The sequence below is a fragment of the Roseivirga spongicola genome, assembly GCF_001592965.1.
Classification (GTDB): domain Bacteria; phylum Bacteroidota; class Bacteroidia; order Cytophagales; family Cyclobacteriaceae; genus Roseivirga; species Roseivirga spongicola.
On the sequence record NZ_LRPC01000001.1, the window covers coordinates 776,012 to 799,518 of the forward strand.

A 23,507-nucleotide genomic window follows, 5' to 3' on the forward strand; every position below is an offset into this window, starting at 1 on the left:
CTCAACAATAATATGACCGACTTAAGGAACGCGGTGCTGGAGCTACACCCCAACCTACCAGCCAATGAACTGGAAGCACTCACTTTATACGGCATTGAGGCACTGAACCCAACCCGAAATACGATCAACACTGAACATAGAACAGGCACTAAAGGAACCAACTGTAATTGAAAAGCTCACTAAAATGAAGAGAAAAGAAATTTTAACTCTAATCCTATTTTTATTTGCCTCCATTGCTTTTCGCAACAAAATCTTTCGATATACTTTGAGGATGAAAGGAGTTTAAAAGAATATTTAGTTTATCAAATGAGCCGTGAGGAAGCCAAGAAACTCAAAGAAAGAGCTCCTTACTTACCACTCGGCAACCCTAAATCTGACAATTGACTTGGAAGGGAAGGTGCTCCAAGTCGATTTTGTAGAAAAAGCTGAGGAAGAAGACTTTAATCAATTGTTTGAACGGTGGGTCAGATCCACCTCAGTTAAATGGAAGGTCACAAACGTTCCAAAAGGTGTAGGAACATTGAACATCATTATACCCCTCTTGCAAAAAAACTCCTCCCTACATTTCCGGGTATTACGATTGGGCTGATCTTATCGAGAAATTTCAAAAATATCACCAAAGCCTTTCGCCAGACAATGTTCGAAACTGCGATGCGGGAAGTTGTCTTATTTTCGATGAAATGATAAATGTTATATATCCAAGCTCACATTAGGGACTGAGGCCGTGATGTTAATGCTGAAGAACTCAAAGCCGATAGAAAGGTAGATCACAATCATGAATGCAGTATAGGCAACCTAATGACAGACGCCATTCGTGCTTCCATGGACAAACAATTGAACTCCTTCAACTTTAATTATTGGGAAAAGAGGATAGAAAATCTTGTCTGTTAAAGTTGTTTCCATTAATCTGCATCCAAAACAGAAAAAATGACACAACGAATACTTCTAATTTTCTTTTTAGTCTCAATAAGTTCATTAGGTTTCGCTCAAAGGCCAGTCAGCGTTTCTTATAAATATGATAAAACGACTGAAAAATATATTTTTGAAGCAAAAAATTCTACCAATGAATACATTACGTTAGTAGTATACTTTAACAGGCTTAGTAGCCTAAATGCCAGTACAACACTACCAGCCGTTAAAACAATTAGAACAGGTACAACAAGACTATTTACTTTAGAAAAGATGGGAACAAATACACCCAGCTTCGATTATGGATGGGTGTATTGGTTTGGGACACATAATGCAAAGGTCAAAGATGTACAGTATTTACTTCCCACTACTGCTGGCACTAAGATAGCCGTTTTTAATACGAATACGGTAAAGGATGTTCTTGGCCAAAAGGATGATACCGATTACTATGGTCTTGCTTTCAAGCTGGTAGATGGAGATACTATCACCGCCATTCGTAAAGGAATTGTTGAAGCAATTCAGCAAGAAAATCAAACTGATACTCTCAAATACACTTACACTAAAAATAGAAATTTTTTAAAAATTAGGCATGAAGATGGTACTGTAGCCCGCTACAGTAATTTTAGAAATGAAAGTGTTCAAGTAAGTGAAGGAGATGAAGTAAACCCTGGAGATCCGCTGGCCATTGCTACCCAAACTAATCAAATGGGAGATGCAACCTTATTGATCACTGTCAGCCATCTGCATATCGACCCAGATGATGGAAAAAATTATAGAGACTGGAGTAGTAATAAATATGTAAGGCCAAAGTTCAAGACTAAGAATTATGAAGGGTTGCTTGAACCTGGAAAAACCTATATTTCAACCATAAGCACCGATTTAATAACACAAGAAATGGGAAAACGAGAAAAGAAAAAGTACTTGAAGAGTTCAAAGTAGTTTCTGGCTCGGTAATTGATTGATAATCAACATGAAAAATGCCGCAATATTTATATTTCTTGTACTTCCTATACTATCACAAGCCCAAACCATAGTATCTGAAAAGCCACTTATTAAGGAAGGTGTAGGTTTTTTTGATAAAGAAACATATTCTCTAAGGCAAGAAGGGTTTCCCTATCAGATGGAGGTATATCGCGAGAGATCCAAAGGTTTCTGGTTTAAAAGTAACAGAACAAACACGGTCTCAATAGTAATTGACTTCGAAAATACAGTTGGACTGAAGGCTTCGGTTCCGTTACCTTTTGTAAGTGACTTCAGGCCAGGTGTCCACCATTTGTTTGAATTTTTCTCGAGCCCAAGACACTGTAGTTTTTCGTTCTACTACACAGAAGGAATAGTTAACCCAAAACTGTCTAGACATACCTACGTTCTGCCTGTCCCTGATGGCAAATCGGTTACTCTCACCAGCTCTAACTTAAAGACTGAAGAACCCTTCGTTACTCCCATAAAGTATCATGACGGAATTTCTACGTTTTACGGAGTTGAGTTCGAAGTGAAAGACTCCTTCACAATCACCGCTGTTAGAGGAGGGAAGGTTGAGTATGTGGAAGATAAGCTCCCTGGTGGGGAAATGAAAAACAGGCTAAGAATAGTTCATCTCGATGGAAGTTTTGCAGATTATTTAGGTTTTGACCAAAAGGGCATAAATGTGAAAACTGGTGATAAGATACTTGCGGGTCAACCCCTTGGTACGGTAGATATAAATCGTAAACTATTTCTTTCAATAGGTTATCAGACCTTAGAAGTAGATCGCAAACTACCCTATAACGAGTGGCTTAAAACTGTTTTTATTAACCCTTCTTTCAGAACGAAAGAGTCTAAAAAGCCATGGCGTGTTGGAGAAAGCTATACCTCGTCTCAGCCTGCAGCTCTCATCACTCAAGAAATGAGCAAAAGGCAGAGAAAGAAGTACCTATCGGGCAGGAACTAAATAAGCTCAAAGCCAAATACAGCCACAGCGTAAATGGCAGTGACTACCAAGGCTAATTGACTGGTTTTACGAGTATGAGCTTGTATGCCCATTGTTCTGATGATCTTAACATTAAGCGACATGGAAACCAAAACCAGGGCAAGTGAAATACCAAATAGCGCCTGCGGGTTGTTAAACTCATACCACGCCTGATTATAACCCACTTCCATGATCAGTGAGATTAATACCAGAATTAGGGATATGGTTTGCAGTGATTTGTGTTTCATAGAAGAATCTGAATAAGGCTAGCTCAAAAGTAATTGTTTCCGTCATCCCCAACTTGATTGGGGATCTACTTTTAGCCTTTAGAACATAATAAGGAGATTCCCGATCGTTGTCGGGAATGACGATATACTTTTGAGCTAGCCATAATCGCTAAGGTAGCCAGAAGTCGAAGATAATTTCATTCATACATTTAAAATGTCCTTTAGGGCACTTCTTATACCCAATCTTAGAACATGGCCTGCAACTGAGTCCCTTCTTCTCTAGAATTGTGAATTTGGTTCGGTACGGGTACATGCCAAACTCGGGAATGGTGTTTCCCCAAATGGAAAATATGTTCTTCTTCAGTGCGGCTGCAATGTGCATCATTCCCGTGTCGTGAGTGAAAACATAAGAAGCTTGTTTGAGTATTGAGGCACTCTGATTGATGGAAAACTTACCGCAGCCATTGTAGATTAAGGCTTTCTTACCTAGCTCATTCAATGGTTCTTTAAAGTCTTCTGTTTCATACTTCCTATCGAAGAAATCGGCAATCTTTTCCCCATTTTCAGCGTCTTCCTTTCCACCTAATAAAACAATGGGCTTATTGATTTTATCGCAAAGCTCTATCATTCTATCTAATGGAAGCTTCTTGGTTTCATGATTACCACCAATTGCAAAAGCCACAAACTCTCCTCTATGAGTTTCGGGTAGCCAATCTTTCTCTACTTCATCTTTTTCTGGAATGAAGTAATCCAAGCCCAGAGCATCTACTTTCACCCCTAGAGGTGCTGCAGCTTCTAGGTATCGATCTACTATATGAACATTAGGGAGCTTATCAATCTTAAGGTTTACAATCAACCATTTTTCCCAGTTCAGCTTGGGGAAAGCCGCAGATTCAGTGCTGAGGCCAGACTTAATTCTTCTTGTTCTGAGGTTATTGTGAAGGTCAACCACAAAGTCGAAATTCTCCTTTTTCAAGTCCTCAATCAGGGCTTTCAGGTCACCATCTAATAAATGAAACTTGTCGATATAGGCGTTTGCTTCCAATACAGAGTGATACTGCTTTTTAGTAGCATAGTGTACCTCAACATCGTCTACCTGAGTTTTGATAGCTCTGATGACTGGAGTAGTGAGCACTATATCCCCAATGGAGGAAAAACGGATAATCAGTACTTTTTTAGGCATGCGCAGGAGCTTTCGCTCTTTTCTCAGCAAAATGTTTTTCTATCTCTTCTTGGCTCAAAGCATTGAAGGTCATCTCGGCTGTTAACCCTCCTTTTCTACCAGTCAATAAACCAAATTTCATATGATGATAACCTTCCATTTGGTGAGCATCAGGGTTAATGGAAAGCTTAACGCCTTTCTCCAGCGCATAGTTCACCCATCTCCAGTCCAAGTCTAACCGCCATGGGTTGGCATTAATTTCAATCACCACATTATGCTTTGCACAATGATCTATCACCGCTTTATGATCTATCGGGTAACCCGCTCTTCTCAATAAAAGTCGTCCAGTTGGGTGACCCAGAACCGTGGTATATGGATTTTCTATGGCAGTTAATAATCGCTGGGTTGCTTTCTGTTTGTTCATGTTCAACACCGAGTGAACAGAAGCGACAATAAAGTCGAAGCTGGCTAAAACCTCATCAGAATAATCTAGGCTTCCATCGTTTAGAATATCAGATTCAATCCCTTTGAAAATCTTAAATGGTGCAAGCTCTTTGTTTAGCTCATCAATTTCTTGATGCTGCTTTGCAACTCTTTCTTCGTCCAGTCCATTGGCGTAGAAAGCTGATTTGCTATGGTCGCAAATGCCTAGGTATTCATAGCCCAACTCTTTGCAGTATTCCGCCATTTGCCGCAGCGTATGTTTTCCATCGGAGTAAGTGGAGTGGTTGTGTAGAATACCTTTGAGGTCTTCCATTTCAACCAGCTTAGGCAGTTTATTGCTTTTGGCTAGTTCAATTTCGAAGCCACCTTCTCTCATTTCTGGTTCAACATAAGCCATATTCAGCGAAGCATAAAGCTCTTCTTCCGAACTATATTTTTCCAAATAAGCCATATCTCTTAATGACTTGTTGTTCGCAATAGGAATGCTCAAATGAAGCTGATTACCCGTTTTCAAAAACTGCTCTCTCACAAAGTCTTCAGGTTTGCAAAGAATGAGCTCAACAGTGATTTTATGTTCTTTGAAAAGGCCTCTCCAGATAACTGGACCGCTCAGTTCTAATAATTGGCTGAAGTCTTCACTATCATTTAACTCATCTTCCAGAGCATCGAAATCATTGGAAGCCACTAGAATTTCTATAGTATCGGCCACCTCTAGCTTTCTGCGCATATCTCCGGTTACCTCGGCTTTCTCGGCATTTTTGAATGCTCCTAAGATTTCGATGATCTCTGTGGCAAGCACTTCTGCATCGGCATAATGGAGCTTGTTCGCGTTAGCTTCTTTAAACTCTAGCGCATCAATAATGGTCTGTTGAGTCTTTTCACCAAAGCCTTTCAATTTAGCTACCAAACCTGAGTTGGCTGCTTCCTTTAATTCGTGGCCGCTCTCAATACCCAGCTCTTTCCAAAGCACTTTAATCTTTTTCGGTCCAATTCCTTTCATGTCTAACAGCTCAACAATACCCTCGGGTGTTGTGGCCAAATATTCTTCCAAGGCTTGTGATACCCCTTTGTTGGCTATTTCATGAATGGTAGTGGCAATTCCTTTTCCAATTCCTTGTAAACCTTCTAAATCTGATAAACTCATGTTCACCAAATCGAAATCAGATTTATCGAGTTGGAAGACTGCGTTCTGATAACCCCTGATCTTGAAAGAGTTTTCATCGTGAAGCTCCATAAGTGCAGCCTGCAGTTTGAGTTGTTTAAGAATTGTTGAGTTATCCAATTGACTATGCTTTGTTAATGAGAGTGTATAAAACTTGCTTTTTATAGCTGGAAAGACTAACTATTGTCTTACGCCTTACAAAGTTAAAAATAAGTGATTATGAACTACTGGTTGATAAAATCTGAGCCAAATGAATATTCTTATGACGATTTGGTAAGGCTGGGGAAAGACCACTGGGATGGCGTTAGGAACTATGCGGCCAGAAATCATATGAAGGCGATGAAGAAAGGGGATCTAGCGTTTTTCTATCATAGCGTAAAAGAAAAATCTATTGTAGGTATTGCCGAATGCGTAACTGAATACTATCCAGACCCCACTACCGATGATGATAGATGGGTAGTAGTAGACTTTGCTCCTAAACAGAAACTTAAAAAATCAGTTTCACTAGATGAGATAAAGCAAGAAGAGTTTTTAAAAGATATGACTCTTTTGAAGATCTCTCGTCTATCTGTTCAGCCAGTTAAAAAAGAAGAGTTCGATTATATTATCAAGATGTCTGAGGCATGAAAAAACTATTCTCTCTATGTTTTCTAGTCTTGGTGGGCTTAGAGCTAAATGCACAGATAAATCACCTGGCCAGATATGAAATACCTCATGACTGGAATAATGATGATTATATAGTAGTTTCTAAAGAAGAGCAAGGGGCACTAATTATTGAACCAGTAATACAGTCTGGTCTCAAAGATTACCCAATTATTTTCCATCATTTGAATAATGACCTCAAGCTTGATTGGACAGATACACTAGACGTTAAGAGACAGCTATTTCTTAAGGGATATCATTATGCTCAGAAAAAAACCTATCTACTATTCCAAAACACATCGGTATCTAGAGAGATAAAACTGGTGGTAATCGATCAGGAGACTAGAAAGATGGAAGCTTTTGAACCTCGTAGCATCGTAGACTTGGAGATTCAAGAGTTTGAAGTATTGAGAAATACGGCAATAATTGGCGGATATATAGATGAAAGGCCTGCTGTTTTTGCATATGATATAGACAATCAAAAAGTTCGAACGCTATCTAATGTTTATCAAAACAACTCTGAACTTCTTGAGGTAAGGATTAATGCAGATAGTGTGACCTTCAATGTGCTTTCTTCAAAGAATGACAGTAAGAAGGATCGAACGATTAACATTAATACCTATGATTTTGGAGGCAATGCCGTTCGCGACTATGAAATAGAAACCATTAGAGATCATCATCTGCTGAATGCTATTTCTTCTTCCATTTATAATAAAGAACAAATAGTGATTGGCCTATATGCCATCAAAGCAGGAACATTTCCCTCAGGTATCTTTATTAATCATGTAGATAGAACCGGCCAACAAAGTATGAAATATGTGAGCTTTGGAGAGTTTGATACTTTTTTAGACCACAACGGAGAACGAAGAGCCGAAAAGCTCAAAAAGCGAGCATTAAAGGCTAGGCAAGAATCGAAAGATTGGAGATATAAGACCGATGGGTTGTTTCGCGAATTAATAGAAACTCCAGAAGGGCTTATAATGGTAGGAGAATTTTTTAAACCATTAAGTATGAACACACAAAGCTATATGAGAAATCAGGCAGGGCTGAGTCCACATTTTCGCAATAGCTTTCCCACAAGAAACTTATCAACAAACGATCCTAATCTAATGAACTACAATCAATCGGCAAGGCAGGTTAATTGGGATTTTACTCATGCCTTTGCCATAATGGTAGACAGAAAGGGAAATCTTGTATGGGATAGAAGCGCAACTATAGACGAATCAAAGGAAGACGTTTTAGATAACTTTGGAGCTTTTCAAATAAAAGGAAGTCAAGTCTATTATGCGCTTTATCATAAAGAGGAATTGAGATTAAGCAACTTAAACGGTCTAGATGAAGAACCTTCAGTAGAACCACTGGTGCTAATGGAGCCTGGTGATAAGGTGAATTTTACAAAGGAGGGGTATCAAGGCGTAACCCGTTGGTACGACAACAGATTCTTAGTATATGGAGTCCAAACTATTAAACCTGGTAACACAAATGCTAAGAACAGAAGAGTGTTTTTTGTTAATTCTATTAAAGCCTTAGCCACAACCGAAGATTAAAATTAGGCACCTTCTTCCACGAGCAATTCCTTTTCTTATATTTGTATCCTGAAATGCAAAAGCGGCTTCTTTTAGGTCATCCTCAGTTAGCCATAACCATTGGCCGTCTCTGTCAGCAACTGATAGAAAATCATCAAAATTTCGAGAACACAGTATTATTGGGTCTTCAGCCCAGAGGTATTTTCCTTGCCGAAAGAATTAAAGAAAAACTGTTAGAGCTTACCAACAGCAATATTCAACTCGGCTACTTAGATGCTACTTTCTATAGAGACGATTTCAGAAGAAGAGACAACCCAGTTCGTGCCAATGAAACCAAAATCGATTTTTTGGTGGAAAACAAAAAAGTAGTACTTATTGACGATGTTTTCTTTACCGGAAGAACCGTTAGAGCCGCTTTAGATGCAATGCACGCTTTTGGCAGACCAAGCAAAGTAGAATTATTGGTTTTGGTAAAAAGAAAGTATTCCAGTCATTTACCCATTTTCCCAGACTATGTGGGCAAACAGGTTAACACCATAGAAAGCCAAAGGGTATTGGTTGAATGGAAGCATCAAAAGGGTGTAGAAGAAGATAACGTGTGGCTAATTAATAAGGAAGACTAATGGATAAATTGAGCACTAAACATCTCCTCGGGATAAAAGATCTTTCTAGAGAAGATATAGAGCTCATTTTTCAGACAGCTGAAGAGTTCAAAGATGTAATTAACAGACCCATAAAGAAGGTTCCTTCTTTAAGGGACATTACAATCGCCAACGTTTTCTTTGAAAACTCTACACGTACAAAGCTTTCATTTGAGCTTGCTGAAAAAAGGCTTTCTGCAGATGTAATCAACTTTTCTAGCAGTAGCAGTTCCGTTAAAAAAGGAGAAACCCTCCTCGATACGGTTAATAACATTCTATCTATGAAAGTAGATATGATTGTAATGCGCCACTCTAGCCCGGGAGCACCGCATTTTCTTTCAAAGCATATAGACGCCAACATTGTCAATGCTGGTGATGGCACTCACGAACACCCTACTCAAGCTTTACTAGATACCTTTTCAATCAGAGAGAAGTTAGGAAATGTTGAAGGTAAAAAGGTGGCAATTATTGGTGATATCCTTCACTCAAGAGTAGCGCTTTCCAACATCTTTGCCCTTCAAAAACTTGGTGCCGAAGTAATGGTTTGTGGACCAATTACCCTTTTGCCAAAATACATCGATACGCTAGGAATTAAGGTTGAACTAGACGTTCGTAAAGCACTAGAATGGTGCGATGTAGCCAACATTCTTCGAATTCAGCTCGAGAGACAACATATCAAATACTTCCCGTCTTTAAGGGAGTACTCACTGTACTATGGAGTGAACAAAAAGCTCCTCGATTCGCTTAACAAAGAGATTACCATCATGCACCCTGGGCCAATAAACCGAGGGGTAGAATTAAGCAGTGATGTTGCCGACTCTGACCATGCCATCATCTTAGATCAGGTAGAAAATGGTGTGGCTGTAAGAATGGCTGTTCTTTACCTTTTAGCTTCAGTTTCTAAATAAGCTCATATGAAAAAGTTTCTCCGAATTCTGGCCATCAGCATAGTGCTGATAGTCCTCGCTTTCTATTTTCTAGCCATTCCTAAGTTCGTAAGCCTAATCACAGATTACGATCGCTATACTTTTGAGTATGTTACTAGCAACCCAGAAATGGTTGAGAACTATGGAATTGGCTCTAATAGAAACCCTGCCGATTATGGTTTCCCAAATTATGAGGAGATAGACTATGAAACTTTAACCGATGGTTTGGCTCTCAACGGATGGTATGTTCCAGCCAGTAAAGAAGGCATTAAACAGACCTTAATGATTAACCATGGTAGAACATCTAACCGATTGAAAACCATGAAATATCTAGCCTTAGTGAAAGAGCAAGGTTTAGATTCATTGTACAATATTTTCATTCCTGATTTAAGAAACTCTGGAAAGTCGGAAGAAGCCAAAACAGCCTTGGGTTATGAGTTTGCTGAAGATATAGTAGGCAGTATGAAGATGCTAAACGAGCGGTTCGAACAGACCGATTTCGTGCTTTATGGCTTCTCAATGGGGGCAATGTCCAGTGCTATCGCAGTTAATCGTCCCGATTTGGTACAATTCCAGAAAGACAACGGACTTAAGGTTCACAAGCTTATTTTAGACAGTCCTTTGAGTAATGTTAAAGAAACCTCTCGCTTGGCAGGTAAAGAAATGGGCATTCCTGACTTCATTTTCAACCTAGCATGGGGCAGCTTCGATAATGAAGTTGATGATTGGAGCGACAAAATGAAGTTCTCCTATTTGCTTTCGAACAATAAGTTGCCAACGCTCATCTTATATAGCGATTCAGATGCCATGACACCAGCGCCAATTTTGGAGGAAGAAATAGAAGGAGAAATGAATGTGTACCCAGTGTTATTCAAAGACTGCGATCACGTACAGATTTACACAAGACCTGAATACAAAGAGCGCTACACCAGCAGGGTGAATATGTTCTTAAGGTCTAACGATTTATAGCTTAACAAATACTTGATTTTACTAGCAAGCGAAGAAAAGTTAGCTTTGCACCAATTATAATAGAAAAGGAAAAATGAAATACTATAATTCAATCATTGAAACCATTGGCGATACTCCTTTGGTTAAGCTCAATTCTGTAAATAAAGGCATTCCGGGTACTATTTTGGTTAAGGTGGAATACTTTAACCCAGGTAACTCCATGAAAGACAGAATGGCGTTAAAGATGGTTGAAGACGCTGAGGCGGCTGGGCTCCTTAAGCCAGGCGGAACCATTATTGAAGGTACTTCTGGAAACACAGGAATGGGCCTTGCACTAGCTGCAATTTCAAAAGGATACAAGTGCATATTCACCTTAGCCGATAAGCAATCGCAAGAGAAGATCGATATTCTGAAGGCAGTTGGGGCAGAAGTGATTGTTTGCCCGACTAATGTTGAGCCAGACGATCCGCGCTCTTACTACTCAGTAGCTAAAAAGCTGAATAAAGATATTCCAAACTCGTTCTACCCGAACCAATACGATAATACTTCAAATGCTCAGGCGCATTACGAAACTACCGGGCCTGAAATCTGGAGAGACACTGAAGGCAAAATTACTCACTGGGCTGCCGGTGTAGGAACTGGTGGTTCTATGTGTGGAACAGCCAAATACCTAAAAGAACAAAATGCAGATATCGTTTCTGTAGGAATCGATACTTACGGATCGGTTTTCAAGAAGTACAAAGAGACTGGTGTTTTCGATGAGAAGGAAATTTACCCATACCTAACTGAAGGAATTGGTGAAGACATTCTACCGAAAAACGTAGACTTCGACCTAATAGATACTTTCGTGAAAGTGACTGATAAAGACGGTGCAATCATGACCAGAAGGTTGGCTCGTGAAGAGGGTATGTTCTGCGGATGGTCTTGTGGTTCTGCGGTGGCAGGTGCTTTAGAATACGCCAAGGAGAATTTGAAAGAGGATGATGTAATGGTAATCATTCTTCCGGACCATGGTACTCGCTACTTAGGTAAAATCTACAATGACGATTGGATGAAAGCTCGTGGTTTCGTGGAGAACAGAAGCTTTGATTCTGCAGCAGATATAATCACCCATCAGAACGGAAATGGTAAGCTTACCACTATTGAGCAATCTGCAACTGTTGGTGAAGCTGTTAAACTGATGACTGGCAACTCTATCTCTCAGCTTCCAGTAACAAATGGAAATGAGTTTGTTGGTAGTCTGATTGATTCTAAACTCTTAGCTCAGATGATTGAAGATCCTGAGTTGAAAACCAAGCCGGTTTCAGAGGTTATGGATCCTTCTTTCCAGTTTGTTTCGCCAGATAATACGCTAGATGTTCTTTCTTCAGTGATTACGAAGGACAACCCTGCGGTATTGGTTCGTGACGAAAAGAATGAGGTGCATATCCTTACTCGTCACGATTTGCTGAATGCCATGACGAATAATTAAGCCAGTACCTTAGTTCTATATTCATAGTCTTTATAGACTGACTGAACAGACAACAGTACAGCGCAGGCAATGGCCAACCATTGTATTGTTGTTTGTTCTCCCCATTGCTTCATGGCTATGGCTACCAATGCCCAAACACCTACGTAGCCAGCATAGGCTAGTCTTCGCTTTAAAATTAGAAAAGTGAAAATGAGCGTAGTAATGACAATCAATGCCAACGCCCAGTTAGGTTCAGAAAGTATTTCATTCCAACCAATCTTTGAGAGGTAGGCAGTAATATTGGCAGCAATGGCCACGGTAATCCAGCCAGCATAAATGGATATTGGCCACCAAACCCATAGCGATTGCTTTTGAAATCCGACTCGCAATTGAACAGTCAATGAAATTAGAGCAATAAGAATCACAGACATAGCAAGAGTGCTCAAAGCTGTGTATTCATAAAGCCATAAAAACACCCAAGTACAATTAGCAAGGTTTGCAACAGTAAGTCCTATGGCCTGAGTTTTTGTAGTTGGCTTATCTGTGTTTCTAAGTAAGTAAATAGCATTTCCGATTAGGCCTATGTAAATGAGTCCCCAAATAGAAAAGGCATAACCCGCTGGGGTAAAATAGTTATCATACTCATTGCTCAAGCTCCCCATTGTATTTCCGTTTATGGCTCCCGTATTGGAGTAGTAGGAAAGAAAAATGGTGGCGAAAACAACCAATAAGTTCAAAACAGGCCAAAATCTACTTTTCATTATTAACAGTTAAAGTACTGTTAAGAAACCAATCATTTATCTACTTGTTCAAGATAGATCATGTAATCACCAATGCTTGAGCCCTTTTCATAAATAAGTATGAAAATTCATACCGCTAGCATTAACTTGTGACTTTAGAAAAGTTCTACGATGGAAATAGCCAAGCAACCAACATTAGCTCAAATTTTAAAGGACTCAAATTACAAACTCACTCAATTCTCAGATTCACAGATTTCGAAACTTGAAGAGTCCATCACTTTAAGAGAGACTAGAGGCAAATACGTTCCCTTTATCACTTGCCTAGTAAGAAGAAAGGAAGTTCAGCTTAAGCCAGAAGAAGCAGTAAGGCAACTCTATCTCATGGTGCTACATGAAGAGTATGGTTATTCCTATGAGCGAATGGAAATTGAGTATGCCGTAAGCTTTGGTAGAGAAAAGAAACGCGCAGACATAGTTGTTTTCGATAAGCAAGATGCTAGAGCTGTCTTTATAATGGTAGAGCTGAAGAAGCCTAAGTTGAAAGACGGTAAAGAGCAATTGAAGTCTTATTGTAACGCTACTGGTGCTCCAATTGGAATATGGAGTAATGGAGAGTCCATTTCTTATTACAACCGAAGAGACCCAAATTACTTCAAGGATATTCCGGATATTCCAAAAGCTACTGAAAAGCTAACTGACATCTTAACGGAACGTTGGACGATTGACGATTTAATTGAGAATGATAAACTTTCAAAAGAGCGTAAATCACTTAAAGACCAAGTAAAGGAGATGGAAGATGAGGTTCTTGCCAATGCAGGAGTCGATGTCTTCGAAGAGATTTTTCAGCTCATCTTCACTAAACTCTATGACGAACTTGAAAGCACTCGTAACAAATCCAGATACCTTGAATTCAGAAACTATGGCGAAACCGAAACAGAGCTAAAGCAAAAGATGCAAGCGCTTTTTGAAAAAGCCAAAGAGAAATGGGAAGGGGTGTTTACAGAAAGCTCAAAAATAACGCTCACACCATCTCACTTAGCTATTTGTGTTTCATCATTGGAAAAAATTAAGCTTTTTAATTCTAATCTGGATGTTGTAGACGAAGCCTTTGAATACCTCATCAACAAGGATAGTAAAGGTGAAAAGGGACAATATTTTACGCCTCGTTTTGTGATTGACATGTGTGTAAAAATGATGGATCCTAAAGCTGATGAAACAGTTATTGACACAGCCGCTGGTAGCTGTGGTTTCCCCGTTCACTCTATTTTCCATGTATGGGAAAAGCAGCTGAAGGCTAAAGGACTTTCTAAAAGTCATTTGTTTACCGCTGAAGAGAAACTACCAGAACAAACAGATTATGTACAAAACAAAGTTTTTGCGATAGACTTTGACGAAAAGGCGGTACGTGTTGCCAGAACGCTCAACTTGATTGCAGGTGACGGACAAACTAACGTGCTCCATATGAACACCTTGGACTATGACCGATGGGACAACAACTACAATGACAAGGATTGGTATGATGTCTACGGTAACGGTTGGAAGAACATTCGAAAACACTTGGCTAATCCCAAACCAAAAACAGTAACAATTGAAGAGGAACGAAACGGTAAAATCTATGTGAAGGAAAAAGAGATTTACGAATGCCGTGATTTTCAATTTGATGTGCTGATGGCAAACCCTCCATTTGCAGGCGACATCAAGGAAAGTAGAATTCTTGCGAAATACGATTTAGGTAAAAAGCCCAACGGCAAGTACCAAACCAAAGTGGGGCGAGACATTCTCTTTATTGAGCGCAACCTGGATTTTTTAAAACCTGGAGGCCGTATGGCGGTGGTACTACCTCAGGGACGATTCAATAACAGCTCCGACAAAGCCATTAGAGACTACATTGCTGAGAGATGCCGAATTCTAGCAGTGGTAGGGCTTCATGGCAATGTATTCAAACCACATACAGGTACGAAGACATCTGTCCTTTTTGTACAGAAATGGGATGATACCCTTTGCCCTAAAGTAGAAGATTACCCGATTTTCTTTGCTACCATGCAAGAGTCAAGCAAAGACAACAGTGGTGAAAAGATTTTTGTGCGAAAAAAAGATTTTCCAAACGCACAACCCTCCAAAAGTTCTGAACTTTTGGAGGGCTCAGAACAAGTGGCAGAACCCATAGACAATTACGACTCTACTCCTTCGAACCTTGAAGAATACCTACTTGACTCACACGGACACCTTGTGGTAAAACACGACCTCTTTAACCATGACGGACTCACCAAAGACGGCATAGCAGAAGCATTTCTGGAATTTGCTAAAAAAGAGAAACTCTCGTTTGTGGGAAAGCCCTAAGCCCTTTTAATGAGTCCCGATACAGGGATTTGTTAGAAGGGCTAGAGATAAAAGAAAAAGATTTTAGCTCAACATATTTAAACAAAGACTTTAGAATTGATAGTCAATTTTATACAAAAGAGCCTGCTAAAAATTCAAAACTCAAATATGAAAAGATCGGTAACATAATAAAAAAAGCTCAATATGGTGTTTCCATTGCCATGAATGAAGATGGAGTGGGGTATCCAATTTACAGAATGAATGAAATCCATAACATGCTCTGTGATATGGAAGTGTCAAAATTCGCTGATATTTCAAAAAATGAGCTCAAAACATTCACTTTAAATGATCGGGATGTAGTTTTTAATAGGACTAATTCATTTGAATGGGTTGGGCGGACAGGTTTATATAAAAAGCTGGACAATCGAGACTTTGTGTTTGCATCATATCTTGTAAGGTTTATACCGAATGAAGATTTGATCTTTCCAGAATATCTTTCTGCTTTTTTAAATAGTAAACAAGGAGTTTGGGACATTAAGAGGAGAGCTAGACAATCCATTAATCAAACAAATGTAAACCCTGAAGAGGTAAAAGAAATTGAAATACCTCTTCTCTCTAAACCTTTTCAAGAGAACTTAAAAGAATGCTTTGATAAGGCATTTGAGCTTTTGATTGATTCAAAATCGGCCTACACCCAAGCCGAACAACTCCTACTCCAAGAACTCAACCTAGCCGATTTCCAACCCAGTCAAGAACCTGTAAACGTCAAAAACTTTTCAGAGTCCTTTGATAGCTCTGGGCGTTTGGATGCAGAGTATTATCAGGTGAAGTATGATGATGTTGAAAATCAGATTATTTCGTATAAAAACGGATACTCAACATTAGGTAATCAAATTGATTACATCAAAACCGGAGAATATTCTGATTCATACATTTCTAAATCAAAGGGTTCATCATATTATCTCAGAAACACTAATATTTCGAAAGGAGAAATAATTCCAGACGAGAACTATTCAGTAGACTCGACAAAATTTCAATGTAGTGCGAATCTCAATGAAGTGTTGACATCAAGGGTTGGAACTATCGGTCTATTTGGGGTTATTAATGAGTCTTTAGTCAATTCAGTGTATTCAGATAATATACTTTGTTTTAAGTTGGTTGATGATCTCAATCCATATGTTTATTCTATCCTTTTTTCATCACAACCTTACCAGTTATTACTTGAAAAACTAGCTGGAGGGTCTGTACAACCCTTAATAACTCAAACCTCCATCAAAACTTTGGTTATCCCAATTATCGACCAAGACAAACAACAACAAATAGCAGATTTGGTAGAGGAAAGCTTCAACCGTAAAAAACAAAGCGAGCATTTACTAGAAATAGCGAAACAAGCCGTAGAAATGGCGATAGAACAAGATGAGGAAAGAGCTATGCGTTGGATAAAGGAACAAACAAAAGACAGAGGGAGAGTCTCTTAAATGAGAAAAGGTATTTCACGGTTGTAGCTAAAAAGGCTCCCGAAGGAGCCTTAAATTATAATCTTGTGTCTCTATAGAGCGTTCGTACCTGCGTGAATGCCTGATCGTAAACCCGATCTATAAATGCCGCAAATAACTCTTGCGGACTTGGAGGAGGAACCTCCTTTTGCTTCGACATTCTGATTTCATCTTTAGTCAGCGCTCGCTCATCTCCGTTGAATGAGGCCCACTCGTACTGCCAGATGTCTTCGCCTCCCAATTTTCTCTGAACTAATACTTGGTTGCTGTAAGCATCTCTGATCTCGAAATTCAGCATGCCGGTAGAAGCCAAGGTCTTTCTGTAAGTAGTGAAATCGGCTTTTACCGTACCAAATACATCATGTGACACACCATCTTTGTCTTTGAACTGACCTACCACTACGCTGTCTCGTTTAATCTCTTTGGTTTTAGATTCTATTCTAGTTTGTCCAAGAACAAAGTCATCGAATTCCATGCTTAGAATATGGTCCGGGCTTATGTCATAAGCCTCCATATCGCCCTGAGAATAGAACTGAACGAATCTATCTCTGCTGAACCCATCTAAGAATTCAAACATTCTATTGGCAAAGTACTCATTGGTAAGCTCCAAACTTCTGGAGTGAACTGGAATTGGTTCAACCAAAACTCTAACTGTACCCATATTTCTTGCCTCTGTCAAAAGGCTGTCAATTGCTGGTAAATTGTTAGTGTATCGAAGAGCTGACTGGAAGTGGCCAAAAGCCTGTCTTCCACCTTCAATGGTATTCGTGCTTAGGGCATCCTCACCAAGAGAAACTTGAACCTCTGCCGCATTTTGAGCAGCAGCTTCTTGCTCTTGCAAATACTCTTTAGGGTTTACCAGGTCTAAGCAAGCAGGGCATCTCTGTATATCTCTGTAATATCTGTTTAAGGCAGCATACTCATTATAGATCGACTCATACCTGAAGGAGTCTGAGCTTCTGTTCATTTGCTGGATTCTCTTCAGGTGATACTGAGAGGCTACTCGGTAACCATCGATCAGTACATCTTGCGCCTTTTTGTTAGAAGGGTTAGACTGAAGTCGGTTTACGGCTCTATCTAGAGCAGTTTCGTAGTCGCCCTTGTCGAAGGCGTTTTTCCCAGTGGCGCAGCCTATTAATACCAACGCCATGAACCCCATTAGAAGTTGTTTGTAAAAAGTGTTCATAAGCTTTAATGTTTGGTTTTGATCTTGACTTGTCGAAAATAGTGCCAAAACTATTTAGCCTTTGTCTAGCTCTATGATTTTATTTCTCATCAGCTCATAGGTGCTTTGGGTCAAGTTGTCTAGATCATCTTCGGTAAGACCTTCAACCGATATTTCTGGGAGGCAATAAGAATGCACAACCCCTGGGCGAAGCAATAGACTGCCTCGCTTCATCAGTTTACCCGCATCATGAATGATGACCGGAATAATTGGAATCTGTGATTCTATAGCCAATCTAAATGGGCCGTAGCGAAAAGGAAGTAAAGGTTCATCCGTGTTATTTCTAGTTCCTTCTGGAGCTACCAAAACGGATGTTCCACCAGAAAGCAACTCCTTCAATCTTTTGCTCCCTTCTTTTCTACTTTCGGTATCTGACCTATCTACCCAAACAGCAAATCTGCCTGTTATCCATCCGAACACTGGAATTTTGGAAAGCTCTTTTTTCCCTAGCGCTACTAGACTACTAGGGATAGCAATGGGAATGGCAGGCGCATCTAAAAAAGAGGTATGATTAATTACAAAAATGTATGACTTCTTTCTGTCTACCACTTTTTTGTTGTGACCGATAAACCAAATACCAGTAAGTAGGCTGAAAATGTAAACCCACACACGAATAAAGAAGTAGGTGATGTTGTCTAGCTTCCGAGAAATGACAATGGGAATAACCATTGGCAAGGCAAAAACCAGCATAGGAACTACGAAAGCAAAGGCGCACCAGCCTGTGTAAATGTACTGAATGATTCTCTTAATCATACATAGTGAATGTATCGCTAAAATAGTCAGAATTTAACAATAAGCACGAAGTGAATTTTGCCAACCAGCAGATAAAGTCTCGCCCTCTAAACTTCTTCTATCACTTCAAATAATTCTTCCAATCATACAACACTTTTTACCATCTGTAACACCTAATAGCCATATGTGTACATTCTTGTATATGTGATTTGAGTTGGTTGTCTAAAGGCAATATTAAACTAACTGTAATGCTTAAAACTAAGCTTTTAGCTTCTTTCATTTTGCTACTGCTAGGCGGTAGTTTGATGGGGCAAGACCGTACCATCTCAGGTACTGTTCTTGATGAGTTCGGTGCAGCATTGCCAGGTGTAAGTGTTTCTGTTAAGGGCACTACTAATGGTATGATCTCCACTGAAGAAGGCCGTTATACGGTCAGCGTTAGCTCTAACACCGATGTGCTTGTTTTCCGATTCTTAGGATACAGGACCATTGAAGAAACGGTGAACAACCGAACCACAATAAATATCTCTATGGTACCAGATGTTGTAGATGCTGGAGAGGTAGTTGTTGTGGCTTATGGTACACAAGACACCAAAAGCATTACCGGCTCTGTGTCACAACTCACTGAAGAAAAGATTAAAGAAAGGCCAGTAACTAGCCCTATTTCTGCTCTTGGTGGTTCTGCTCCGGGTATTCAGGTAACCACCTCAACAGGTCAGCCTGGAGATAACCCAGCTATTAGGCTCAGAGGTATCGGTTCAATAAATGGTAGCAACAACCCTCTCTTTGTAGTAGATGGTGTGCCTTTCAGCGGAAACATCAACAGGATAAGCCCAGACGATATTGAGTCTATCTCTACTTTGAAAGATGCTGCTTCAACTTCACTTTATGGTGCAAGAGCAGCAAACGGTGTGGTAATCATCACCACCAAACAAGGTAAAAAAGGTGCTCCTCCAAAATTCTCTTTCTCAACTAAGCAGGGAATTACAGCCAGAGGAATTCAAGAATATGATAGACAAGCACCTCTAGATTACTACCAAACTTATTGGGAGGCAAGAAGAAACGACCTAATAGTTCAAGGCCGTACTCCTGAACAAGCAGCAACAGAGTCTACTAATGGCCTAATTCCTTTCTTGTTCTACAACGCTACCAATGTTGCAGACAATGCAATTATTGGAACAGATGGTTCTATTAACCCTAATGCTTCTATCAGATATTCTGAAGATGACCTGGATTGGTTCAGCCCAATTGAAAGGCTAGGCTACAGACAAGAGTATAACTTCAGCGCTCAAGGTGCCACAGAAAAAGTAAACTACTACGCATCAATAGGCTACCTAGACGAGAAAGGTGTATTCAAAAACTCAGACTTTGAGAGATATACCCTAAGAACCAATATTGATGTTAAAGTGCTAGATTGGTTGAAAATTGGCATGAACAACTCTGGAGACGTAAGACTTCAGAACACCGTTACCAGTGGCGGGTCTGGCTTCGCTAACGCTTTCTATAATGCAAGAAGAATGGGCCCTATCTTCCCTGTTTATGCTATAGATTCCAACGGAGAATACATAATTGACCCATTAACAGGCTCAAGAGCCTTTGACAGAGGTGATGCTCGCTTTGGCATTCCAAGAAGACCAAACAACACTTCGGGTCGTCATGCTCCTGAAGAAATGTTGCTAAACAGCAACTACAATGAGAGCTTGTTCTTCAGAACTGTTGGTTTCGCAGATTTTACTCCAATTGAAAACTTAAGTATTAAAATTAGTGGTAGTGTTGATATTGGTACATTTAACGGTCAGTTCTATGGCAACCCATATGTTGGAGACTATATTCCTGAAGGTAGAGCAACAAAAAGTGCCAACTTCGATATTACTACCAACTTCAACCAGCTAATCAACTACTCGTTTGATATTGGTGCAGCTAACTCTTTCGACATTCTTGTGGGACATGAGAATTACGGAGAAAAGATAAACGATTTTAGTGCAGCTAAAACTGGGTACATTGTTCTAGACAACCCTGTACTAGATAACTATACCACCATTGCTTCTGTAAGCTCTCAAATTGATAAATACAGAACTGAGGGTTTCTTCTCTAGAATAAACTACGCTCATAATGAAAAATACTATGCTTCTGTTTCTTTCAGAAGAGATGGTACTTCAAGGTTTGCTAGAGATGTAAGATGGGGTAACTTCTGGTCTGTTGGTGGTAGCTGGAGAGTTTCTGAAGAAGACTTCCTAAACAGCTTCGGTTGGCTTAACGAATTAAAAGTTAGAGCTTCTTATGGCCAAACAGGTAATGACAACGTTGGTGGATACTATCCTTCTCAAACACTCTATTCTGCTGGTAGAAACAACGCAAACAATGCTGGTTTCTTTAGCTACAATGTGGGTAATGGCGATTTATTATGGGAGAAAAACACTTCTGTAGACTTTGCTGTAGACTTTGAAGTATTGGATAGAGTAAGAGGTACTGTTGAGTACTTTAACCGTTACTCAGACAACCTATTGTTCTCAGTGCCAATTGCTCGTGAGTCTGGTTACACTTCTCAAAACAGAAACATTGGTAAAATGGTAAACAAAGGTCTTGAGTTCGATGTGAACGTAGACATTGTAAGATCTAACACCAATGGCTTTGAGTGGAACTTTGGCTTAAACGGTACTATGTTCTCCAATGAGATCACTAAGCTTCCGGAAGACTCTAGAGAAAACGGTATTATTAGCGGTTCGAAAAAATTGCTTGAAGGCAGATCTATCTATGACTTCTGGCTGAGAGATTGGTGGGGTGTAGACCCTGCAACTGGAGAGCCGCTTTATGTGTATGACCCAGCTTCTGAAGAAACACCAGCCAACCTTTTTACTACTATCGATGGTGTTCAGCTTACCAATAAGCAAAACAATGCGCTTTTTGCCTATAACGGATCTTCAATTCCTGACTTGTATGGTGCATTCACTAACAACTTCTCATTCAAAGGCTTCGATTTATCTGTTCTCTTTGCCTATAGCATTGGTGGCAAAATATATGATACCAACTATCAGAGCTTAATGAGTACAGATGACGGTGCAGCAGTTCATATAGACATTGCCAACAGATGGAAACAACCAGGCGATATCACTGATGTACCTAAAGTATCTGTAAACAATGATGTAAACATTGTTGCCACATCAGACAGATGGTTAACTGATGCTTCTTTCCTTAACCTGAGAAACATTAACCTTGGTTATACTTTCGATAAGGCATCTCTTCAATCACTTGGTATTTCAAACCTAAGAATGTACGTATCGGCCGAAAACCTATTCTTCGTTAGCGCTAGAAAAGGTATGAACCCGCTAGAAACATTCAACGGTACACAAGATGTTGGGCTTTACCCTCCATCTAGAATCATGACTTTGGGTGTTAACCTAAACTTCTAAAACTAAGACAATGAAATACATTTCAAGAATTATAATGCTCTTGGCAATAGTACTGGTAAGTGCTTGTGCCGAAGATTATTTAGACACCTTCCCTACTGATCAGCAAGCAGCCGATCAGGTATTGGGCACCATAGAAAACCAAAGAGCAGCTCTAGAGGGAATGCACAGACATATGTATAGCATGCCTGGCGCTTCTCAAGGTGAAAGGGCTGGCTATGGCAACTTCATGATCAATTACGACTTTCTTGGTAGCGATGTAGTAAACCCGCAAAGAGGTAGTGGTTGGTTCATTAGTGCGTATCAGTGGATTGACCACAGAAACAACTCTGGCTCTTTGGTTCGTCATACTTATGACTATTACTATACCATGATTGTAAACGCCAACAACATCATCAATTCTATTGATGCTATTGAAGGTGATGAATCTGAAAAGCAGAACATAAAAGGACAAGCTTTATTCTATAGAGCATTTGGTCACTTCAACCTTGTTCAACTTTATGGAAAAAGGTATGTGCCAGGCCAAAACAACACCCAGCTAGGTGTGGTAATTAACCTAGACGACCTTAATAGTATTGGTACTTCTAAAGCTAGATCTACAGTAGAAGAGGTTTATGCTCAAATTCAGACAGACCTTACTTCTTCTTTGCAAAACATTACTGCTTCTGGACAAACTTATGCTAGCGATAAATCGCAGATTAGTGCCAATGTAGTAAATGGTGTATTAGCAAGAGTTGCACTTACTAAGGGAGAGTGGGCCAATGCCATTACCTATGCTCAAGCTGCCAGACAAGGCTTTAGCGCTACAACCAGCGCACAAATGACCAACGGATTCAATAGCCAAGATACTCCTTCTTGGATTTGGGCCAGCCATGTTATTCCAGATCAAGGTGAGTATTTTGCGTCATTCTTTGCCTATATGTCTTATAACTACAGCTCGTCTCACATCAGAAACGACCCTAAGTGTATCAATGCAGATTTGTATGATCTTATTGCTGACACTGACGTTAGAAAAGGTCTTTGGGCAGTTACTCCTGCAGAGATGGCTGCAATAGATATTCCAAGCAACTTTGCCAAATATCCGTACATGAACGTGAAGTTCGAGGCACTTCCTTCTGGAACTATTGGCGATGGTGACGTTGTACTGATGAGAGCAGATGAAATGATCTTAATAGAAGCAGAAGCAAATGCTCACCTGGGCAACGATTTAGCAGCTAGAACAGCATTATTCAGCTTAGTTTCTCAAAGAGATCCGAATGCCTTAATAAGCTTAAATTCTGGTGCAGCACTTCTCAATGAAATTTTGGTACAAAGAAGAATTGAGTTGTGGGGAGAAGGTTTCAACTTTTTAGATCTAAAGCGTTTAGACCTACCATTATTCAGACCTCAGAGAGGAAGCTTTAGCTTAACTCAGGCAAGAATTACAGAGGTTCCGGCTGGTTCTCCAGAATGGCAGTTCTTATTGCCAATCAGCGCTATGAACGTAAATAAAGAGCTAGTTCAGAATCCTTGATTTTGTTCTGTTCAATATTAACAAATGAAAAGAGCCGTTTTTAAGCGGCTCTTTTCTTTTCCTTATAATCCAAGATTCTTTAAAAATAGT

General features: G+C 39.8%; 19 protein-coding genes. 13 read left to right on the forward strand and 6 right to left on the reverse strand.

All coding sequences use genetic code 11. From position 1 onward, the window contains the following. Positions 1-12: 12 nt before the first annotated feature. The 3 genes from AWW68_RS20040 to AWW68_RS03560 all read left to right on the forward strand — a co-directional run bounded on the left by AWW68_RS20040 (position 13) and on the right by AWW68_RS03560 (position 2,839). A complete protein-coding gene (locus AWW68_RS20040) occupies positions 13-171 on the forward strand; it encodes a hypothetical protein (RefSeq protein ID WP_157717511.1) in 159 nt (52 codons plus the stop codon). A 756-nt stretch (positions 172-927) separates the two neighbouring features. After that, positions 928-1,848, forward strand: coding sequence for a M23 family metallopeptidase (locus AWW68_RS03555; RefSeq protein WP_068216645.1), 921 nt, complete (start codon positions 928-930; stop codon positions 1,846-1,848). Between the two features lie 31 nt (positions 1,849-1,879). Next, positions 1,880-2,839 carry a M23 family metallopeptidase gene (locus AWW68_RS03560; protein ID WP_068216647.1) on the forward strand — a complete coding sequence of 320 codons (960 nt, stop codon included), beginning with the start codon at positions 1,880-1,882 and terminating at the stop codon, positions 2,837-2,839. On the opposite strand, the gene AWW68_RS03565 is transcribed toward AWW68_RS03560, so the two are convergent. The 3 genes from AWW68_RS03565 to polX form a co-directional block, all read right to left on the reverse strand. Beyond that, positions 2,836-3,105 (reverse strand): hypothetical protein, encoded by a 270-nt coding sequence (locus AWW68_RS03565; protein WP_157717512.1) that lies wholly within the window; start codon positions 3,103-3,105, stop codon positions 2,836-2,838. The two genes, AWW68_RS03560 and AWW68_RS03565, sit on opposite strands and share 4 nt — an antisense overlap. 148 nt (positions 3,106-3,253) lie before the next feature. Next, positions 3,254-4,267, reverse strand: a complete 1,014-nt coding sequence (locus AWW68_RS03570) for a glycosyltransferase family 9 protein (RefSeq protein ID WP_068216651.1) — start codon at positions 4,265-4,267, stop codon at positions 3,254-3,256. Further along, positions 4,260-5,972: a DNA polymerase/3'-5' exonuclease PolX gene (gene polX, locus AWW68_RS03575; protein WP_068216654.1), complete on the reverse strand. Its 1,713-nt coding sequence runs from the start codon at positions 5,970-5,972 to the stop codon at positions 4,260-4,262. Before polX ends, AWW68_RS03570 begins: the two co-directional genes overlap by 8 nt. 99 nt (positions 5,973-6,071) lie before the next feature. On the opposite strand from polX, the gene AWW68_RS03580 reads away from it, so the two are divergent. The 6 genes from AWW68_RS03580 to AWW68_RS03605 all read left to right on the forward strand — a co-directional run bounded on the left by AWW68_RS03580 (position 6,072) and on the right by AWW68_RS03605 (position 12,006). Next, positions 6,072-6,479: an EVE domain-containing protein gene (locus AWW68_RS03580; RefSeq protein ID WP_068216656.1), complete on the forward strand. Its 408-nt coding sequence runs from the start codon at positions 6,072-6,074 to the stop codon at positions 6,477-6,479. Continuing rightward, positions 6,476-8,041, forward strand: coding sequence for a hypothetical protein (locus AWW68_RS03585; protein ID WP_068216658.1), 1,566 nt, complete (start codon positions 6,476-6,478; stop codon positions 8,039-8,041). Before AWW68_RS03580 ends, AWW68_RS03585 begins: the two co-directional genes overlap by 4 nt. 53 nt (positions 8,042-8,094) lie before the next feature. Further along, positions 8,095-8,643 carry a bifunctional pyr operon transcriptional regulator/uracil phosphoribosyltransferase PyrR gene (pyrR, locus tag AWW68_RS03590; protein ID WP_068216660.1) on the forward strand — a complete coding sequence of 183 codons (549 nt, stop codon included), beginning with the start codon at positions 8,095-8,097 and terminating at the stop codon, positions 8,641-8,643. Continuing rightward, the gene (locus AWW68_RS03595; protein ID WP_068216662.1) at positions 8,643-9,569 is read left to right on the forward strand and encodes an aspartate carbamoyltransferase catalytic subunit; all 927 of its coding nucleotides are present in this window, start codon (positions 8,643-8,645) and stop codon (positions 9,567-9,569) included. Before pyrR ends, AWW68_RS03595 begins: the two co-directional genes overlap by 1 nt. Before the next feature lie 6 nt (positions 9,570-9,575). Beyond that, positions 9,576-10,556: an alpha/beta hydrolase gene (locus AWW68_RS03600; protein WP_068216665.1), complete on the forward strand. Its 981-nt coding sequence runs from the start codon at positions 9,576-9,578 to the stop codon at positions 10,554-10,556. 73 nt (positions 10,557-10,629) lie between these two features. After that, positions 10,630-12,006, forward strand: coding sequence for a pyridoxal-phosphate dependent enzyme (locus tag AWW68_RS03605; RefSeq protein WP_068216673.1), 1,377 nt, complete (start codon positions 10,630-10,632; stop codon positions 12,004-12,006). Here the strand turns inward: AWW68_RS03605 and AWW68_RS03610 are convergent. Continuing rightward, positions 12,003-12,746 carry a tryptophan-rich sensory protein gene (locus tag AWW68_RS03610; RefSeq protein ID WP_068216680.1) on the reverse strand — a complete coding sequence of 248 codons (744 nt, stop codon included), beginning with the start codon at positions 12,744-12,746 and terminating at the stop codon, positions 12,003-12,005. The genes AWW68_RS03605 and AWW68_RS03610 overlap by 4 nt on opposite strands. A 150-nt stretch (positions 12,747-12,896) precedes the next feature. Here AWW68_RS03610 and AWW68_RS03615 point away from each other — a divergent pair, with 150 nt between their 5' ends. Together AWW68_RS03615 and AWW68_RS03620 are read left to right on the forward strand one after the other, a co-directional pair. Beyond that, a complete protein-coding gene (locus tag AWW68_RS03615; RefSeq protein WP_068216682.1) occupies positions 12,897-15,065 on the forward strand; it encodes an N-6 DNA methylase in 2,169 nt (722 codons plus the stop codon). A 29-nt stretch (positions 15,066-15,094) separates the two neighbouring features. Beyond that, positions 15,095-16,522, forward strand: coding sequence for a restriction endonuclease subunit S (locus AWW68_RS03620; RefSeq protein ID WP_068216684.1), 1,428 nt, complete (start codon positions 15,095-15,097; stop codon positions 16,520-16,522). Between the two features lie 55 nt (positions 16,523-16,577). Here AWW68_RS03620 and AWW68_RS03625 read toward each other — a convergent pair whose 3' ends face one another. Further along, positions 16,578-17,690, reverse strand: coding sequence for a hypothetical protein (locus tag AWW68_RS03625; RefSeq protein ID WP_157717513.1), 1,113 nt, complete (start codon positions 17,688-17,690; stop codon positions 16,578-16,580). A 90-nt stretch (positions 17,691-17,780) separates the two neighbouring features. Further along, on the reverse strand, positions 17,781-18,518 hold the full coding sequence (locus AWW68_RS03630) for a lysophospholipid acyltransferase family protein (RefSeq protein WP_068216689.1): 738 nt from the start codon (positions 18,516-18,518) through the stop codon (positions 17,781-17,783). A 227-nt stretch (positions 18,519-18,745) separates the two neighbouring features. On the opposite strand from AWW68_RS03630, the gene AWW68_RS03635 reads away from it, so the two are divergent. Next, on the forward strand, positions 18,746-21,907 hold the full coding sequence (locus AWW68_RS03635) for a SusC/RagA family TonB-linked outer membrane protein (RefSeq protein WP_157717514.1): 3,162 nt from the start codon (positions 18,746-18,748) through the stop codon (positions 21,905-21,907). Between the two features lie 10 nt (positions 21,908-21,917). After that, positions 21,918-23,417: a RagB/SusD family nutrient uptake outer membrane protein gene (locus tag AWW68_RS03640; RefSeq protein WP_068216693.1), complete on the forward strand. Its 1,500-nt coding sequence runs from the start codon at positions 21,918-21,920 to the stop codon at positions 23,415-23,417. Positions 23,418-23,507: the final 90 nt, after the last annotated feature.

Coding starts and splice junctions, on each gene's coding strand:
- AWW68_RS03600 (WP_068216665.1), top strand. CDS start 9,576: ATGAAAAAGTTTCTCCGAATTCTGGCCATCAGCATAGTGCTGATAGTC.
- AWW68_RS03560 (WP_068216647.1), top strand. CDS start 1,880: ATGAAAAATGCCGCAATATTTATATTTCTTGTACTTCCTATACTATCA.
- AWW68_RS03555 (WP_068216645.1), top strand. CDS start 928: ATGACACAACGAATACTTCTAATTTTCTTTTTAGTCTCAATAAGTTCA.
- AWW68_RS03585 (WP_068216658.1), top strand. CDS start 6,476: ATGAAAAAACTATTCTCTCTATGTTTTCTAGTCTTGGTGGGCTTAGAG.
- AWW68_RS03605 (WP_068216673.1), top strand. CDS start 10,630: ATGAAATACTATAATTCAATCATTGAAACCATTGGCGATACTCCTTTG.
- AWW68_RS03630 (WP_068216689.1), bottom strand. CDS start 18,518: ATGATTAAGAGAATCATTCAGTACATTTACACAGGCTGGTGCGCCTTT.
- AWW68_RS03580 (WP_068216656.1), top strand. CDS start 6,072: ATGAACTACTGGTTGATAAAATCTGAGCCAAATGAATATTCTTATGAC.
- AWW68_RS03635 (WP_157717514.1), top strand. CDS start 18,746: ATGCTTAAAACTAAGCTTTTAGCTTCTTTCATTTTGCTACTGCTAGGC.
- AWW68_RS03610 (WP_068216680.1), bottom strand. CDS start 12,746: ATGAAAAGTAGATTTTGGCCTGTTTTGAACTTATTGGTTGTTTTCGCC.
- AWW68_RS20040 (WP_157717511.1), top strand. CDS start 13: ATGACCGACTTAAGGAACGCGGTGCTGGAGCTACACCCCAACCTACCA.
- AWW68_RS03640 (WP_068216693.1), top strand. CDS start 21,918: ATGAAATACATTTCAAGAATTATAATGCTCTTGGCAATAGTACTGGTA.
- AWW68_RS03625 (WP_157717513.1), bottom strand. CDS start 17,690: ATGGCGTTGGTATTAATAGGCTGCGCCACTGGGAAAAACGCCTTCGAC.
- AWW68_RS03615 (WP_068216682.1), top strand. CDS start 12,897: ATGGAAATAGCCAAGCAACCAACATTAGCTCAAATTTTAAAGGACTCA.
- pyrR (WP_068216660.1), top strand. CDS start 8,095: ATGCAAAAGCGGCTTCTTTTAGGTCATCCTCAGTTAGCCATAACCATT.
- AWW68_RS03570 (WP_068216651.1), bottom strand. CDS start 4,267: ATGCCTAAAAAAGTACTGATTATCCGTTTTTCCTCCATTGGGGATATA.
- AWW68_RS03565 (WP_157717512.1), bottom strand. CDS start 3,105: ATGAAACACAAATCACTGCAAACCATATCCCTAATTCTGGTATTAATC.
- AWW68_RS03595 (WP_068216662.1), top strand. CDS start 8,643: ATGGATAAATTGAGCACTAAACATCTCCTCGGGATAAAAGATCTTTCT.